The sequence below is a fragment of the Curtobacterium sp. 320 genome (genome assembly GCF_031455235.1).
GTDB lineage: Bacteria > Actinomycetota > Actinomycetes > Actinomycetales > Microbacteriaceae > Curtobacterium.
In genome coordinates, this window is sequence record NZ_JAVDSI010000020.1 from 1 (window position 1) to 15,295 (window position 15,295).

At 72.6% G+C, this 15,295-nt stretch carries 14 protein-coding genes; 8 read left to right on the forward strand and 6 right to left on the reverse strand.

Translation table 11 applies throughout. The features are described 5' to 3' along the window. Positions 1-394 precede the first annotated feature (394 nt). Genes J2X60_RS17725 through J2X60_RS17735 form a run of 3 tightly spaced genes read right to left on the reverse strand, consistent with a single transcriptional unit; the run spans position 395 to position 3,320 of the window. Positions 395-1,408 carry a transporter substrate-binding domain-containing protein gene (locus J2X60_RS17725; protein WP_309889387.1) on the reverse strand — a complete coding sequence of 338 codons (1,014 nt, stop codon included), beginning with the start codon at positions 1,406-1,408 and terminating at the stop codon, positions 395-397. 41 nt (positions 1,409-1,449) lie between these two features. Continuing rightward, complete coding sequence (locus J2X60_RS17730) at positions 1,450-2,223, reverse strand: amino acid ABC transporter ATP-binding protein (RefSeq protein WP_309889389.1); 774 nt, start codon at positions 2,221-2,223, stop codon at positions 1,450-1,452. Further along, the gene (locus J2X60_RS17735) at positions 2,223-3,320 is read right to left on the reverse strand and encodes an amino acid ABC transporter permease (RefSeq protein WP_309889391.1); all 1,098 of its coding nucleotides are present in this window, start codon (positions 3,318-3,320) and stop codon (positions 2,223-2,225) included. Before J2X60_RS17735 ends, J2X60_RS17730 begins: the two co-directional genes overlap by 1 nt. 132 nt (positions 3,321-3,452) lie before the next feature. Between J2X60_RS17735 and J2X60_RS17740 the strand changes: the two genes are divergently transcribed. Both J2X60_RS17740 and J2X60_RS17745 read left to right on the forward strand, forming a co-directional pair. After that, on the forward strand, positions 3,453-3,704 hold the full coding sequence (locus J2X60_RS17740; protein WP_309889393.1) for a DUF4287 domain-containing protein: 252 nt from the start codon (positions 3,453-3,455) through the stop codon (positions 3,702-3,704). Positions 3,705-3,751: 47 nt separating this feature from the next. Further along, the gene (locus J2X60_RS17745; protein ID WP_309889395.1) at positions 3,752-4,723 is read left to right on the forward strand and encodes a hypothetical protein; all 972 of its coding nucleotides are present in this window, start codon (positions 3,752-3,754) and stop codon (positions 4,721-4,723) included. Between the two features lie 226 nt (positions 4,724-4,949). Here the strand turns inward: J2X60_RS17745 and J2X60_RS17750 are convergent, their stop codons facing one another. Together J2X60_RS17750 and J2X60_RS17755 are read right to left on the reverse strand one after the other, a co-directional pair. Continuing rightward, complete coding sequence (locus J2X60_RS17750) at positions 4,950-5,525, reverse strand: GIY-YIG nuclease family protein (RefSeq protein ID WP_309889397.1); 576 nt, start codon at positions 5,523-5,525, stop codon at positions 4,950-4,952. Between the two features lie 52 nt (positions 5,526-5,577). Continuing rightward, positions 5,578-6,423 carry a siderophore-interacting protein gene (locus J2X60_RS17755; protein ID WP_309889399.1) on the reverse strand — a complete coding sequence of 282 codons (846 nt, stop codon included), beginning with the start codon at positions 6,421-6,423 and terminating at the stop codon, positions 5,578-5,580. Between the two features lie 75 nt (positions 6,424-6,498). Here J2X60_RS17755 and J2X60_RS17760 point away from each other — a divergent pair, with 75 nt between their 5' ends. After that, a complete protein-coding gene (locus tag J2X60_RS17760) occupies positions 6,499-7,218 on the forward strand; it encodes a biliverdin-producing heme oxygenase (protein ID WP_309889401.1) in 720 nt (239 codons plus the stop codon). 153 nt (positions 7,219-7,371) lie between these two features. On the opposite strand, the gene J2X60_RS17765 is transcribed toward J2X60_RS17760, so the two are convergent. Continuing rightward, positions 7,372-9,108, reverse strand: coding sequence for a BCCT family transporter (locus tag J2X60_RS17765; RefSeq protein WP_309889403.1), 1,737 nt, complete (start codon positions 9,106-9,108; stop codon positions 7,372-7,374). A gap of 207 nt (positions 9,109-9,315) precedes the next feature. Between J2X60_RS17765 and J2X60_RS17770 the strand changes: the two genes are divergently transcribed. The 5 genes from J2X60_RS17770 to J2X60_RS17790 all read left to right on the forward strand — a co-directional run bounded on the left by J2X60_RS17770 (position 9,316) and on the right by J2X60_RS17790 (position 15,284). After that, a complete protein-coding gene (locus J2X60_RS17770; protein ID WP_309889405.1) occupies positions 9,316-11,970 on the forward strand; it encodes a phosphoenolpyruvate carboxylase in 2,655 nt (884 codons plus the stop codon). 213 nt (positions 11,971-12,183) lie between these two features. Then, entirely contained in the window at positions 12,184-13,404 is a 1,221-nt protein-coding gene (locus J2X60_RS17775; RefSeq protein ID WP_309889407.1) for a multidrug effflux MFS transporter, read from the forward strand. A 55-nt stretch (positions 13,405-13,459) separates the two neighbouring features. After that, positions 13,460-13,798 (forward strand): STAS domain-containing protein, encoded by a 339-nt coding sequence (locus J2X60_RS17780; RefSeq protein ID WP_070418772.1) that lies wholly within the window; start codon positions 13,460-13,462, stop codon positions 13,796-13,798. Continuing rightward, entirely contained in the window at positions 13,795-14,208 is a 414-nt protein-coding gene (locus J2X60_RS17785; RefSeq protein ID WP_309779430.1) for an ATP-binding protein, read from the forward strand. The genes J2X60_RS17780 and J2X60_RS17785 overlap by 4 nt, the downstream gene beginning before the upstream one ends. Positions 14,209-14,324: 116 nt before the next feature. Beyond that, complete coding sequence (locus J2X60_RS17790) at positions 14,325-15,284, forward strand: AraC family transcriptional regulator (RefSeq protein ID WP_309889409.1); 960 nt, start codon at positions 14,325-14,327, stop codon at positions 15,282-15,284. The last annotated feature ends 11 nt before the right edge of the window (positions 15,285-15,295 follow it).

A 15,295-nucleotide genomic window follows, 5' to 3' on the forward strand; every position in this document is an offset into this window, starting at 1 on the left:
CGCGCGGGCGGGGGGGGACGACGCGGGTGGGGGGGCGGGGGGCGGGGTGCTGGGGCGCTCCGGGGGGGCGGGCGGCGGGCGGGGTGGCGGGGGGCCAGCTGGCCCCGCGCCTCCCGTCCGTCGTGTGCGCGCGTCACGCGCACGGCTGGTCGGTTGCCGACTCGGCCCGACGCGACATCGTCGTTGTCGTACGACGTCGACCGTGTCGCTGTCGTGCGTCCGCGGATGCCCGCGTGCGCAACGAGCGACGTGACTGCTGTCGTACGACGTCGACCTTGTCGCACGGCACGGCACGGCACGGCATCGCACCGCACCGCACCGCGCCCCGAGGGCACGCGCGACGACACCCCCGCGGCCAGATCGGCCACGGGGGTGTCGGACAGCGCGTGCCGGATCAGCTGGCGTCGAGCGGCAGGCCCTCCGGATTGAGCTCGGACTGCTTCACAGCCTCGTTCGACAGGTTGTAGGCCGTGAGCCACTTGGCGTACGTGCCGTCGTCGATGAGCTCGTTGATGGCCTCCTGGACCGGCTTCGCGAGCCCGTCGCCCTTCTTGGTGGTCGCCGCGATGAGCCCCTGCAGGTCAGCGCCGGCACCCGAGTACGTGCCCGCGGTCGTCGTCGCCTTCGCCGTCCCCGCGTTCTGCTTGTTCTGGTAGGCGATCGTCGGGTTCGGGCCGAGGTAGCCGTCGACCTTGCCGGACTGCACGGCGAGGAGCTTCGCGTTCGCGTCCGGGTAGTACTTCACCGTGATGGTCTTGCCCTGCTCCGCGAGGTCGGCCTTCCACCCGAGCAGGATCTTCTCCTGGTTCGTGCCGGAGTCGGTGGCGATCGTCTTGCCGGCGAGCACGGACGGATCACCGTCGAACCGCAGGGAGCTACCCTCCTTCACCTGCAGCGCGAGGTTGTCCTGGCGGTACGAGGCGAAGTCGTACTTCTCCTTGCGCTGCTCCGTCACGGTGATGTTCGACAGGCCGACGTCGACCGACCCGCCGTCGATGCCGACGAACAGGTTGTCCCACGTGGCGTTCTTCACCTGGGGCTCGAGGCCGAGCTTCGCCGCGACGAGACGGCCGAGGTCGGGCTCGGAGCCGGTCAGCGTCTTCTGGTCGTCGCCGGTGAAGGCGAGGGGCGGGTACCCGGACGGCAGGGCCCCGATGCCGATGACGAGCTTGCCGGACTGCTTGACGTCGGCGGGGAGCTCGTCGTGGAGCTTCGAGTCCTCCTGCACGGAGACCTTCGTCTCGGTCGCGGCGCCGTTCGAGGCGGCGCCGATCGTGACGGTGCCGTCGTCCGAGCCGGTGCCGGCGCTGGCGTTGGCGGCGCAGCCGGCGAGGGCGACGACGACGCCGGCGGCGAGGACGAGGGCGCCGGCGCGGTGCCGCCAGCGGGAGGGGGTGATCGCGGACATGGTTCTCCAGGGGTCGGGTCGGGTCGGAACGGGTGGGGAGTTCAGCGGACGCGGGACAGGAAGTCGCGCGTGCGGGGGTGCTGCGGATCGTCGATGAGCTGTGCGGGCGGGCCCTGCTCGACGATGCGGCCGTGGTCGAGGAAGACGACGTGGTCGGCGACCTCGCGGGCGAAGGCGACCTCGTGCGTGACGATGACGAGCGTCGTACCGGACTCGGCGAGGTCCGCGATCACGCCGAGCACCTCGCCGACCAGTTCCGGGTCGAGCGCCGAAGTCGGTTCGTCCAGCAGGACCACCGAGGGCTCGAGCGCCAGCGCCCGGGCGATCGCCACGCGCTGCTGCTGCCCGCCGGAGAGCTGGCGCGGGCGGGTGGCACCGCGGTCGCCGAGGCCGACGCGTTCGAGCAGCGTCTGGGCCCGGGCCCTCGCGGTGGCGGCGGGGACACCGGCGGCGACCGGGCCCTCGGCCACGTTCTCGAGCGCGGTGAGGTGCGGGAACAGGTTGAAGTGCTGGAACACGAACCCGATCCGGGAGCGCTGCCGCAGGATCAGGCGCTCGGGCAGCTCCTTGTAACGCGGGACCCCGTCGCGGCCGGTCCGCACCCGGACGCCGATGGTCTCGCCGCCGACGGTGACGACACCGCGGTCGAGGGGTTCGAGGTGGTTGATCGCCCGCAGCAGCGTGGACTTGCCGGACCCGGACGGGCCGAGGATCACGGTGACGCTCCCGGACGGCAGCGACAGGTCGACCCCGTCGATGACGACGTTCTCGCCGAACGCCTTCACGGCGCCGTGGATGCCGATGGTGGCGCTCATCAGATGGCCTTCCCGTCGTTCTGGCCGGACGCGACCACGCGGTTGGCGGCGAGCACCTGTGCAGCGCGTGCCGACGAGGAGGGGCGATCCGCGCCTCCTGGGCCTCCCCGGCCGCGCCCGGCACCGCGGCGCACCGCGGACCGGAGCCGCTGGAACGGCGTCGGCGGGAGGGCGCGGACCGAGCCGCGCGCCGTCCATCGCTCGACGTAGTACTGGACGATCGACACCGCACTCGTGAGGGCGAGGTACCAGATCGTCGCGACGACGAGCAGCGGGATGATGTCCGTCGGGTACGTGCTCGACAGGTTCTGCACCACGCCGAACAGGTCGAGGAGCGACACGTAGAACAGCAGCGAGGACGCCTTGAGCAGGCCGACGATCTGGTTGACGAAGGCCGGCACGATCGAGCGGAGCGCCTGCGGCAGGATCACCCGCACGAACTGGCGGCGGCGGGGGAGCCCGAGGGCCTGCGCGGCCTCGTGCTGGCCGTGGTCGACGGCGAGCACACCGGCGCGGACGATCTCGGACGCGTAGGCGATCTCGCTGAGGCTCAGCCCGATGACGCCGATCGCCAGGTCGCTGAGGACGTTCGCGGTCGGGACCTCGAACTGCGGTCCGAACGGGACGCCGATGCCGATGGTCGGGTACAGCGACCCGAGGTTGTAGAGGAAGACGAGCACCAGGATGAGCGGCACCGAACGGAACAGCCACACGTAGCCCCAGGCGAGCCCGGACAGCACCGGGTTGCGCGAGAGCCGACCGATCGCCACGACGATGCCGCCGGCGAAGCTGATCACCGCGCTCAGTGCCGTCGCGACGAGGGTGAGCTGCAGGCCGGTCAGGATCGCCGGGCTGAACAGCCACTTGCCGACCGCCGGCCAGCCCCACTGCTCGTTGGTGAAGAGCGTCTCGACGAAGTTCAGGAGGACCACGAGGACGACCGCCGCGGCGATCCAGCGCAGCGGGTGGCGCAGCGGGACGACGGGGCGGTCGAGCGCGGCGCGGCCGGCGGCGTCGATGGTCGCGTCGGTCAGGCTTCCGGTCGGAGTTCCGGCGGGGCTTCCGGTCGGGCGCTCCGTGTCGGTGGTCTGGGTCATGTCGCGACCGTAGGAGGTGCGCCGAGGCGCGACAACGCCGCGCGAAACACATCGGCACGGGAGGGAACCCGGCGTCACACGCGGGGATCGGATGACGCTCTGTGACGCGGGACGGCGGCTATCGTGACCCCCATGACCGCACACCGCGTGACCGCACCGGAGCCCCCGGCCGACGGCAGCAAGCCGAAGGGGCCGGCGTCGTACTTCCCGAGCATCGAGAAGACCTACGGGTGCCCCGTGCAGGAGTGGCTGGACCTCGTCGCGGACCGGCTCGACGGCCAGAAGCACATGGAGGTCGTCGCCTGGCTCAAGACCGAGCACGGCATGGGACACGGGCACGCGAACGCCCTCGTCGGCTACGTGCGGAACGCCCTCGCGGACTGAGCCCCCTCGCCGTCGCGGTTGTCGGTGGTGCTGCCTAGTGTGACAGCGTGGCCGAACCCGTCGACGCGTGGTGGCGCCGCCGACAGTGGTCGCGCGGCGTGGCGGTTCCGTACGCCGTGGGGGAGTTCCGTGCCGAGTGGTCCTCGTACCCGGTGCTCGTCCGGCAGTACCACCCGGAGTGGAACCACGGCGTCGTCCTCAGCCAGGTGCCACCAGCTGCCGAGGTCCTGCTGACATGGGAGTGCGACGTCGGGCACGTCTTCGTCGCGACCCCTGGTGAGCAGCGCTCCCGTCCGGGTCGGGAACGACGCCGGTCGGTGTGGTGCCCCGAGTGCGCCGTCCAGGCCCAGCCGCAGCGCTGGCCCGTGCTGCCCTCCGACTGGCCGGCCGCGGTGCCGGTCCCGCAGCGGGCCGTGCGGGTCACCGGTCGGCAGACCCTGCCCGCGGCTCCGGCTCGAGGGACCCCGGCCGGTGCTGTGGCGTCGACGCGGTCCCGTCCTCGTCGCCCGGAACCCGGTGCACCCCGCCGGCCCCGGCCTCCGGCCGTCCCGCGGTCGATCTGCCCGAAGACGCCGCGGCTGCCCTCGGGGGAGTCGTTCACGAGCGTGTGCGCCCCGGCGACGGCCTCCGCGGTCGAGGCCGAGCTCCGGGCCGCCCTCGCCGAGCGGTTCGCCTTCACGTTCGACCACTCCGCGATCCGCCTCGACCGACCGTTCTTCGACCACGTCGAGGTCTGGCCGGACATCATCCTGCCGGAGCTCCGCGTCGCGATCGAGTACGACTCCACCGGACGTCACGGTCTCGAGCACGTCGGACCCCGGCAGGAGACGGACCGCCGGAAGGACCGTGCCGTGCGCGGTGTCGGGTGGGAGGTCGTCCGCATCCGGACCGGGCGGCTGCAGGCGCTGGGGCCGTACGACCTCGAGGTCTCCGGGATCTCAGGCCGGACGATCGCCCGCCTGGCCGACACGCTGCGCGAGGTCCGCGGCGCCCTCTTCGTCGACGCGTACGCGCGCTGATCTGCGGGCGCCCGGGCGTCGGCGCCGCACAACCGAAGTGCGCCCGAACCGCGGTTCCCCGCGGTTCGACGTGCTTTGCGTTGTGCGCAGCACCGGCGCGCCGCCGGCGGCGCCGTGTCGAACCACGGAAACGACGTCGAACCGGCCGCGATGGCTGGTGCGACGTCGCTTTCGTGGTTCGACGCGCACGGGCGCCCGCCGCCGGCCGCGGCCACCGCGCCGCGCGTCACCCGCGCAGCGCCAGCGCCTCGCTCCGCCACCGGGCGTGCAGCTCCCACGGGTCGCTCACGCCCGCGGCCACGACCGCGACGTGCTCGAGCAACTCCGGCGTCACCCGGAACCACTCCGTACCGGGGTACCGCGACCCGGCGAACTGCGCGTGCCGCCGCCGCTCGAGGGCCCGGTCGCCGCGCTCGAACCCGAGGAGGTCCTGGTGCGGGATCGCCGCGAGCCGCTGCCGCGGGTTCGCCGTCGTCCCGATCTTGATCCGGTCGCCGAAGTCGTCCCGCATCCGCAGGTAGTACACGACGTCGACCCGCGGGGGAGCGAGGTCCCCGTCCGGCACGTCACCCCAGCGCCACTCGCACGTCGCACACACCGCACCGGACGGGAAGCGCACGCCGACCCGCGACCCGCACACCGGGCACGGGCCGGGCAGCACGTCCTCGACGCCGACGTGCTCGGCGGCGGCGTCGACCACGAGGGCGACGTGTCCGGCGCACAGCGGCACCGCGGGCACGGCCGACCCGGCGACCGCACCGGCGTCGCAACCGGGCGCGCAGCACGACGAGAGGGCGACCATGCCGGGAACGCTAGCCCGACCCACCGACGCCAGCCGCGCCTCCAGGCCGGCGCTACTCGGTGAAGATGACGCCGATCGGTTCGCGCTTCTCCTCCTGGAACCGGTCCTCGGCGCGCCCGAGCGCCCAGTACGCGGACAGCGACATCTCGGACTTCTCGAGTCCCCAGTCGTCCTGCAGCAGTCGACGGATCGCCTTCATCGCGGTCCGCTCGCCGTGCGCGAACACCTGCACCGGCCTGGAGGCGCGCTCCAGCGAGCGAGCCGCCTCCAGCAGCAGCGTGCCCGGCTCGGCGCCGGTGGCGTCGCGGTGCAGCCACCGCAGGTCGACCCCGGCCGGGTGCGCGACGTCCTGCTCGTCGGCCGGACCCGCCACCTCGACGAGGGCGACGCCCGTGGCGGTGTCGGCCATGCCCTCGAGGGCGGCGGAGATCGCGGGGAGCGCGCTGTCGTCGCCGAGCAGCACGTGGGTGACGGCGGGGTCGGTGGACGGGGTGTACCCGCCGCCGGGACCCGAGAGGGCGAGGAGGTCGCCGGGCTGCGCCGAGGCCGCCCAGGGACCCGCGAGGCCGTCGTCGCCGTGCACGACGAAGTCGACGGCGATGGCCTTCGCCTCGTGGTCGACGGCGCGCACGGTGTAGGTGCGGCGCGCCGGCCGGTCCTGCTTCGGGAGCGACTCGCGCAGCGACTCGAGGTCGTACGGCGGCGTGAGCCCGAGCGACGGCTTCGCGAGCAGGAGCTTGACGTACTTGTCCGTGGTGGCGAGCCGCTCCGGGTCCGCCGCCGCGACGAACTCGTCGAAGGCGGGACCGCCGAGGTGGACGCGGACCATGTGCGGCGAGAGACGCTCCGTGCGGTCGACGACGAAGACGTGCTGGGGGCGTTTGGGTTTCGAGCTCATCGGTGCGAGCTTCCTCTCTCGACTTCTGGGTGCGCTGTGCTTGACGTGCCGCTCAGTAAGGTTAGCCTTACCTCCATGGACGCCGTCATCCCGTTCTCCGAGCTGCTGCGTCGGCGCACGCGTCGCTCGCAGGGGTCGTCGGGTGGCGACGGGTTCATGCAGGACCTGCTCGCCGGGCGGTGCGACGTCGGCGAGTACGCGGCCCTGCTCGGACAGTACGCGTTCGTGTACGACGCCCTCGAGCGCGCGGCCGAGCGGATGGCGGACCACCCCGTGGCTGCCCCCTTCGTCACGTCGCAGTTGACGCGGATGCCGGCGATCCGGGCGGACCTCGAGTACCTCATCGGTCCGGACTGGTCCGAGCTCGTGTGCCCGCTGCCCGAGACCACCGCGTACGTCCGACGACTGAACGAGGTCGCGGCGACGTGGCCCGGCGGGTTCGTCGCCCACCACTACACGCGGTCCCTCGGCGACCTGTCCGGGGGGCGACTCATCGGACGGCTGCTCGCGGAGCAGTTCGGCTTCGAGACGAACGGCGTCCTGTTCTACATCTTCGACCAGGTCGCCGACCCGAGCGCGTTCGAGCAGACCTACCGGGCGCAGCTCGATGCGGCTCCGTGGTCGGCCGAGGAACGCGAACGCGTGATCGCCGAGGTCGAGCTGGCGCACCGGCTCGACAGCGGGCTGCTCGCGGGGCTCGACGCGACGCGGGGGCCGGTGCTCGGACGTCCCGGGGCGTGGTCCGACGACGACGGGCCGCACGGCGCGGGCGACGACGTGGCCGTGATCGCGTGACCGAGCCGGGTTGACCCGAGCGGCCACGTGCCGCCCACCAGACCCGCCGGGATCGCGGAGCGCGTCGCTTCGCAGGGGTGCTTCCGCCACGCGCCGCGATCCCGGCGCTCCCTCGCCGGCGCCGCCCGCCACCCCCACCGCCCGCCCCCCGCCTCAGTGCCGCATGCGGCGCGCGAGCTTCTGGATCGGGCCGGTCTTCGGCGCGCGCTCCGCGGGTTCGACGACCTCCTGCTGGTAGAAGTCCGCGAGGTCCGCCATCAGCGCCCGACGCTCCGCCCGCGCGTACGCCCGACGCTCCCGCGTGAAGGCGATCACCGTCGACCAGCACATCAGCACCATCACCACGCTGAACGGGAGCGCCGTCGTGATCGCCGCGGTCTTCAGCGCGTTCAGCCCGCCCGCGAGCAGGAGCGCCACCGCGACGAGGGCCGTGACCCCGGCGAAGAACACCCGGATCCAGTTCTTCGGCTCGATCTGCCCGCCGGTCGCGATCATGCCCATCACGAGCGCACCCGAGTCCGCCGAGGTCACGAAGAACACCCCGATCAGGATGATCGCCCCGATCACGAGCACCGATCCGGCGGGCATCCCGCCGAGCAGCTGGAACAGGACCTGCTCGACGGACACGCTGCCGTCCGCCCCGACGAGGTCGCCGGTGCCGTGCAGCTGGTCGTACAGCGCGGTGCCGCCCATGATCGCGAACCAGAGGAAGGTCAGCAGCGTCGGGACGAACAGCACGCCGAGCACGAACTGCCGGACGGTCCGTCCGCGGGAGATCCGCGCGATGAAGATGCCGACGAACGGCGCCCACGACATCCACCAGCCCCAGTAGAACGTCGTCCACGCGCCCTGCCACTCCTGCCCGGCCTGACCCGCGAAGGCGCTCGTGTCGAACGCCAGCCCGACGAACCCCTGCACGTACTGCCCGATCGACTGCACGAACTCGCCGAGCAGGAACTGCGTCGGCCCGACGAAGAGGACGAAGACGAGCAGCACGGCCGCCAGCACGAGGTTGATGTTCGACAGGATCTTCATGCCCTTGCCGACACCGCTCAGCAGCGACCCGACGGCGATCAGCGTGACGACGACGATCAACCCGATCTGCAGGCCCCGGGTGTTCTCCGCCGCGCCGGTGTACTCGAGCCCCGACCCGATCTGGAGCACGCCGAGCCCGAGCGACGTCGCGACGCCGAACAGCGTGCCGATCAGCGCGAGGACGTCGATGAGGTTGCCCCACCCGCCCACCACGCGCTTGCCCAGCAGCGGCTCGAGCGCCCAGCGGATCGACACCGGGCGCGACCGCCGGTGGATCGCGTACGCCAGGGCGAGCCCGACCACGACGTAGATCGCCCACGCGTGCAGGCCCCAGTGCAGGAACGTCTGCGTGAGCGCCTGCTGCGCGAGGGCGTCGTCGTCGCCCGTCACCCCCGGCCGTGGTGCGGCGAAGTGACTGAGCGGCTCGGCGACTCCGTAGAACACGAGCCCGATGCCCATGCCGGCGGCGAACAGCAGCGAGAGCCACGAGAGCGTCGAGAACTCCGGCGCCTCGTCGTCCTGGCCGAGCACGATGTCGCCGAACCGGCTGAACCCGATCCAGATCGCGAAGACGACGAAGGCGGCCGCGGCGATCACGTAGTACCAGCCGAAGTCCCGCACGATCCACCCCTGGACGGCCGAGAAGACGTCCTCGGTGGCACGCGGCGCGGCGAGCGCGACGGCGACGAACGCGAGCACGATCCCCGCGGCCGGCCAGAAGACCCAGCGCTCGACGGGCGGCTTCCGGACCGCCGCGTCGGCCGGCGGGCCAGGAGGCGCGGATCCCGTCCTCACGTCGTCCTGCGCCCGCCCCGTGGCGGGTTCGTGGTCTGCCGGCCCGACCGTCTCGTCCATGGCGTCCCTCCACCCACGGATGCGGAGCATCCCTGGCCGGATTCTACGAACGCTCGCCGTGGTCCGTCCGGGTGCGATGGGAACGGGCGAGGCCGCGCACCCGCCCGCCGCGGTCCGTCCGGACGGTTGTCGTCACCGGTCCCGACGGGCCGATACGCTGCTGGGATACCGGGACGACCTTCCCGGCCGAGACCCGGAGAGGACCACATGACGATCGACGGTCAGACGCGCCACGGACGCGCGCGGGACGACGTCAGTGGCGCGGTCGACAGCGACCTGCGCTCCGACGTGCGGTACCTCGGCAAGCTGCTCGGACGCGTCCTGCGGGAGACCGGCGGCGAGGACCTCCTGCACGACGTGGAGAGCCTCCGTGCCGCGGTCATCGACGCGTACGAGGGCGGCGAGGCCGAGGGCGCCGCGCGTGCCGAGGCCATCGTCGCGGACCTGTCCGCGGAGCGGGCCGAGGCCGTGGCCCAGGCGTTCACCACGTACTTCCACCTCACGAACCTCGCCGAGGAGCACCACCGCGTCCGCGTGCTCCGGCACCGCGGCGACGACGGCGGACTCGCGGGGGACTCCTTCCCGGCGACCTACGCCTCGCTCGTCGAGCAGGTCGGCGACGAGGCCGCTGCGGCCCGGCTGCGCGAACTCCGGTTCCACCCGGTCCTCACGGCGCACCCGACCGAGGCCCGCCGACGCGCGGTGACCACGGCCGTGCGGCGCATCACCGACCTCATCGACGAGCGCGACCGGACGACGAACGCCACGGGGCTCGCCGAGAACGAGCGCCGGCTGCTCGAGGAGATCACGACCCTCCTGCGCACCTCGCCGCTCCGCACGACCCGCCCGACCCCGCTCGACGAGGTCCGCACGGCGATGAGCGTGTTCGACCAGACGCTGTTCGAGATCGTCCCGCAGGTCTACCGCCTGCTCGACGACCGGCTGCTCGGCGACGACGCCGGCCGCGTGCCGGTCACCGCACCGGCCTTCGTGCGCTTCGGCACCTGGATCGGCGGCGACCGCGACGGCAACCCGCACGTGACCGCGGACGTCACCCGCCAGGCGGCGGAGATCGCGGCCGAGCACATCCTGCTCGGGCTCTCCCGTGCCGCCACCCGCATCGGCAGCACCCTGACCCTCGACGCGAGCGAGACCCCGGCGGACGCTGGTCTCACCGCGCTCGTCGCCGCGCAGGAGTCCCTCGACCCCGGAATCGCCGAGCGCATCGGGGTCCGTGCACCGAACGAGACGCACCGTCGAGCGCTGCTGTTCGTCGCCGCCCGCATCGACGCCACACGCCGGGGCGAGGCCGAGCTCGCCTACCCCGGGCCGGACGCGCTCCTGGCCGACCTCCGCACCATCCAGACCTCGCTCGTCGCGGCCGGGGCCACCCGTCCCGCGAACGGCGAGCTGCAGAACCTCGTCTGGCAGGTCGAGACCTTCGGGTTCCACCTCGCCGAGCTCGAGGTCCGGCAGCACTCGCAGGTGCACCGGAACGCCCTCGCCGAGATCCGCGCCGGTGGAGAGCTGAGCGAGACCACGGAAGAGGTCCTCGCCGTCTTCCGCACGATCGCCGCGCTGCAGGCCCGGTACGGCGTCCGCGCCGCCAGTCGTTACATCGTGTCGTTCACGCAGTCGGCAGCCGACCTCGCGAACGTCCACGAGCTCGCGGTCGCCGCACTCGGGTCACCCGAGGCCGCCCCGGTGCTCGACGTCATCCCGCTGTTCGAGACCTTCGCGGACCTGCACGCCAGTGTCGACATCCTCGACGAGGCCGTCCGCACCGAGCCGTTCCAGCGTCGCCTCGCAGCGACCGGTCGCCGCCTCGAGGTCATGCTCGGCTACTCCGACTCCTCGAAGGACGTCGGTCCGGTGTCGGCGAACCTCGCGCTCTACGACGCACAGGCCCGGATCGCCGACTGGGCGAAGCACAACGACGTCGAGCTCACGCTGTTCCACGGCCGCGGCGGCTCGCTCGGCCGCGGTGGTGGCCCGGCGAACGAGGCCGTCCTGGCGCAGCCCCGCGGTTCCATCGACGGACGCCTCAAGCTCACCGAGCAGGGCGAGGTCATCTTCGCCCAGTACGGCGACAAGGACATCGCCGCGCGGCACCTCGAGCAGATGGCCTCGGCCACGCTGTTCGCGTCCTCGCCGTCGAACGAGGACCGCACGGCCGTCGCCGCCACGCGCTTCGCCGACCTCGCGCAGCAGCTCGACGACGTCTCGCGCGAGGCGTTCTACGGCCTCGTGAAGGCGGACGGCTTCGCGCCGTGGTTCGCGCGCGTGACCCCGATGGAGGAGATCGGTCTGCTCCCGCTCGGCTCCCGTCCGGCCCGCCGCGGTCTGAGCGTCGAGTCGCTCGAGGACCTCCGGGCGATCCCGTGGGTGTTCTCGTGGACGCAGGCGCGCATCAACCTCGCCGGGTGGTACGGCCTCGGTTCCGCGCTCGAGGCCGTCGGCGACGTGGAGCTCCTCCGCACCGCGTACGCCGAGTGGCCCCTCTTCGGCGCGATGATCAAGAACGTCGAGATGTCGCTCGCGAAGACCGACGAGCACATCGCACGCCGGTACCTCGAGCTCGCGGACCGCGACGACCTCGCCGCGAAGGTCCTCGACGAGATGCTCCGCACGCGCGAGTGGGTGCTGCGCGTCTCGGGCGGGAGCGACGTCCTCGAGGACCGTCCCGTCCTCGCACGCGCCGTGCGGCTCCGCAGCCCGTACGTCGACGCGCTCTCGCACCTGCAGCTCCGGGCGCTCCGCGCGATCCGCACCTCGGGCAGCACGGACCCGACGGACGGTGACCACCGGCTGCTCCTCCTCACCGTGAACGGCATCGCGGCCGGCCTGCAGAACACGGGCTGATCCACGCGGACCGGCCGTCGGTCGTCGACGCGACCGCCTCGGGCCCAGGAGGCGCGGTGCCAGCTGGCACCGTCCCTCCAGGCACGGCCGTCGTCCCGCTGGCGCGGTGCGCCGGTACCGGCTGGTGGGGCCCGCCTCCTGGCCGTCTCGGTGTCGGCAGCGCGACACCACCGCCCTTGTCGAATCGATTCGGGGGCGCGTAGCGTGGCCGACGTGACGACGGAGCGCACAGGACCGACCAGCCGGACGACCGCCCTCCCACCGATCCTGCCGCTCGCCCTGATCGTCGGCGTCTCGCCGTTCGCGACCGACATGTACATCCCGGCCCTGCCGGCGATCGCGCACGACCTCGGCACGACGCCCGGTGCCGTGCAGCTGTCCCTGACGGCGTTCCTCGTCGCGTTCGCCGTCGGGCAGCTGCTCGCCGGACCGGTGAGCGACGGCATCGGGCGGCGTCCGCTGATGCTCGTCGGCACGGCGGTCTTCGCCGTCGCCTCCGTCGGGTGCGCGCTCGCGCCGGACGTCGTGACGCTCGTCGTGGCGCGGGTGTTCCAGGGGCTGGCGGGTGCTGCCGGGGCGGTCGCCGGGCGGGCGATGGTCTCGGACGTGGTCGACGGGCCACGGATGGCGAAGGTGTTCGGGACCCTCGCGGCGATCAACGCGATCGGCCCCGTCGTCGCCCCGCTGGCCGGGGGAGCGGTGCTGACGATCGGCACCTGGCGACTCATGTTCGTCGTCCTCGCGGTGCTCGGTGCGGCGTTCTTCGTCGCCGTGGTCGTCCGGTTCCACGAGACCCTGCCGCGGGCGTTCCGCGGCGGGGTGGGCCTCGGTGCGAACTGGGGACGCATCCGCGAGCTCATGGGCATCCCGAGGTTCCGTGCGTACGTGCTGACCGGGGTGCTCTCGACCATCGGCTTCTTCGCGTACATCGCCACGAGCTCGTTCGTGTTCCAGACCGGTTTCGGGTTCTCCGAGGGGATGTACACCCTCGTGTTCGCCACGAACGCCTCGATGATGATCGTCACGACGCTCGTGTTCCGCCGCGTGGTCGGTCGGTTCTCGGAGGACGCGCTGCTGTCGTTCGGCCTGGCGCTCGGGACCCTCGGCGCGACGGGCGTCCTCGTGTCCGCGCTGCTCGGGGCCGGCGCGGTGCCGGTCTGGGTCTCGCTCGCCGTCGTGACCGCGGCGTGGGGGTTCGTCCTGCCGGCGGCGATGACCCGCACGCAGCACGTCGGTGCCGCGCACCCGGGGACCGCCGCGGCACTGCAGGGCGGGCTGACGTTCGGGCTCGGCGGCCTCGGCACGCCGCTCGCGGGAGCGCTCGGCGGGACGGCCGTCGCGATGGGGTCGGTGATGGCGGTGCTCATGGCGGCCGCCGTGGTCGTGCAGCTGCTGGCGACGCGACGGACCGGACGCGCCTCGACGGGTTCGTGACCCGGACCCGGTAGGTTGCAGGGTGCACCCCGCACCGATCCCAGGAGGCACCGACATGGACATCGTCGTACACGAAGCGGACGCCGGCGCCGCCGTGCTCGAGTGCAGCGGCCGACTCAACATGGTGTCGGCCCCGACGTTCCGCGAGACCGTCGCGAAGGTCGTCGGCGACGGGCGACCCCGCGTGGTCGTCGAGTTGTCCGGGGTGGAGTTCATGGACTCCTCCGGTCTCGGCGCGCTCGTCGGGTCGCTCAAGGCCGCGCGACAGGCCGGCGGAGACCTCCGCATCGCGGCGCCGTCCGACCAGGTCGAGATGGTGCTGAAGCTCTCCAACATGGACAAGATCCTCCGCACGTACCCGGACGGGGACGCCGCGGTGACCGACTGGGCATGAACGCCGCCGTGGGTGGGCACAGCCTTGACCTGGCGTGCCCGCCGGACGACGTCACGGCGGTGCACACGTTCCTCGCGACGGTGTGGGACACCGAGCCCACCGTCTCGGCCGAGGACCGGATGGCCCTCGAGCTCGCGCTGGTCGAACTCACCTCGAACGTGATCGAGCACGGCGCGGCCGGTCGCGGCGTCTCGTGCTCGCTCCACCTCGACGTCGGTTCCGACGCGGTCGAGGCGCAGCTGACCGACGACGGTGTGCCGGTGCCGGTCGACCCGTCCGCCGCGCAGCTCCCCGACGCGCTGGCCGAGAGCGGGCGAGGGCTGGCGCTCGTCCAGATGGTGGTCGACGACCTGCGCTACGAACGGGTCGCGGACCGGAACCTGTGGACCGTCCGGCGCGGGCGCCACTGAGAGGCGCTCGTGTCTGACGGAACGGTTCGTCCGCTTCGCGCAGCCCGTGGGCCGGTATCCGCAATGCGTGCGCATACATCCCGTGGGTTCCGTGCCGCCGTGTCACGATCCAGTCGATGAACGTCGAGCCCGACCCCAGGATCAGCTTCGAGACGTCCGGGGCCGACCTCGAGGCGGCGATCCAGATGTACGAGGACGCGTACGAGAGCGTGGGCTTCCAGGCGGAGCGCACGGAACGCCCGTTCAGCTACCGCTTCCGGGTCACCGGTGACGAGACGATGTCCTTCCGCTCCACCCGGTTCGACGCCCGGATGCAGGGCGAGCTCGAGTCCGGTGACGAGTACGTCGTGATGTGGCTCGCCGACGGTGGGGGCACCGTCGACGTCGGGCGGCAGGAGGTCGCCTTCACGCCCGGCACGCCGATGATGTTCCCGACCGGTCGACCGTTCGCCTTCGACCTGCAGGACGTCCGGCAGAGCCTCGTGCAGTTCGATCGCACGTTCCTCGAGGGCGTGGCGGCCGAGGAGCACGGCACGCAGCCGGCCCCGCTCGTGTTCGACCACACCCAGCCGCCGCGGCGCGAGGACCTCCGCGGGTGGAACGCCCAGGTCCGCCGGGCCGCCGAGACCGTGCTCGGTGAGGCACCGGTGTCACGGTTGGTTCTCGCGGAGACCGCCCGGGACACCGCCCTCGCGCTCCTCCGCACCTTCCCGCACACCGTGCTCGCGCCGGACATCACCCTGCCGCAGGGCGCCACCGGCCGGGTCCGCGAGGCCGTCGAGTACATGCACGCGTTCGCCCACACACCGATCAGCACGACCGACGTGGCCGAGCACGTCGGGCTCAGCGTGCGCGGGCTCCAGCAGGCGTTCCAGCGGCAGGTCGGTACGGCGCCCAACGCGATGCTGCGCGGCATCCGACTCGACCGCGTCCGCGAGGAACTCCGCCGCTCGTCGCCGGGTGACGTCACGGTCGCCGCGATCGCCGTGCGGTGGGGCTTCGCCCACCTCGGACGGTTCTCGGGGGCGTACGCCGCCCGGTTCGGCGAGTACCCGCGCGACTCGCTGCACGGCTGATCGGACCCCCA

Coding starts and splice junctions, on each gene's coding strand:
- J2X60_RS17750 (WP_309889397.1), bottom strand. CDS start 5,525: ATGGTCGCCCTCTCGTCGTGCTGCGCGCCCGGTTGCGACGCCGGTGCG.
- J2X60_RS17725 (WP_309889387.1), bottom strand. CDS start 1,408: ATGTCCGCGATCACCCCCTCCCGCTGGCGGCACCGCGCCGGCGCCCTC.
- J2X60_RS17770 (WP_309889405.1), top strand. CDS start 9,316: ATGACGATCGACGGTCAGACGCGCCACGGACGCGCGCGGGACGACGTC.
- J2X60_RS17755 (WP_309889399.1), bottom strand. CDS start 6,423: ATGAGCTCGAAACCCAAACGCCCCCAGCACGTCTTCGTCGTCGACCGC.
- J2X60_RS17765 (WP_309889403.1), bottom strand. CDS start 9,108: ATGGACGAGACGGTCGGGCCGGCAGACCACGAACCCGCCACGGGGCGG.
- J2X60_RS17740 (WP_309889393.1), top strand. CDS start 3,453: ATGACCGCACACCGCGTGACCGCACCGGAGCCCCCGGCCGACGGCAGC.
- J2X60_RS17730 (WP_309889389.1), bottom strand. CDS start 2,223: ATGAGCGCCACCATCGGCATCCACGGCGCCGTGAAGGCGTTCGGCGAG.
- J2X60_RS17790 (WP_309889409.1), top strand. CDS start 14,325: ATGAACGTCGAGCCCGACCCCAGGATCAGCTTCGAGACGTCCGGGGCC.
- J2X60_RS17735 (WP_309889391.1), bottom strand. CDS start 3,320: ATGACCCAGACCACCGACACGGAGCGCCCGACCGGAAGCCCCGCCGGA.
- J2X60_RS17785 (WP_309779430.1), top strand. CDS start 13,795: ATGAACGCCGCCGTGGGTGGGCACAGCCTTGACCTGGCGTGCCCGCCG.
- J2X60_RS17760 (WP_309889401.1), top strand. CDS start 6,499: ATGGACGCCGTCATCCCGTTCTCCGAGCTGCTGCGTCGGCGCACGCGT.
- J2X60_RS17780 (WP_070418772.1), top strand. CDS start 13,460: ATGGACATCGTCGTACACGAAGCGGACGCCGGCGCCGCCGTGCTCGAG.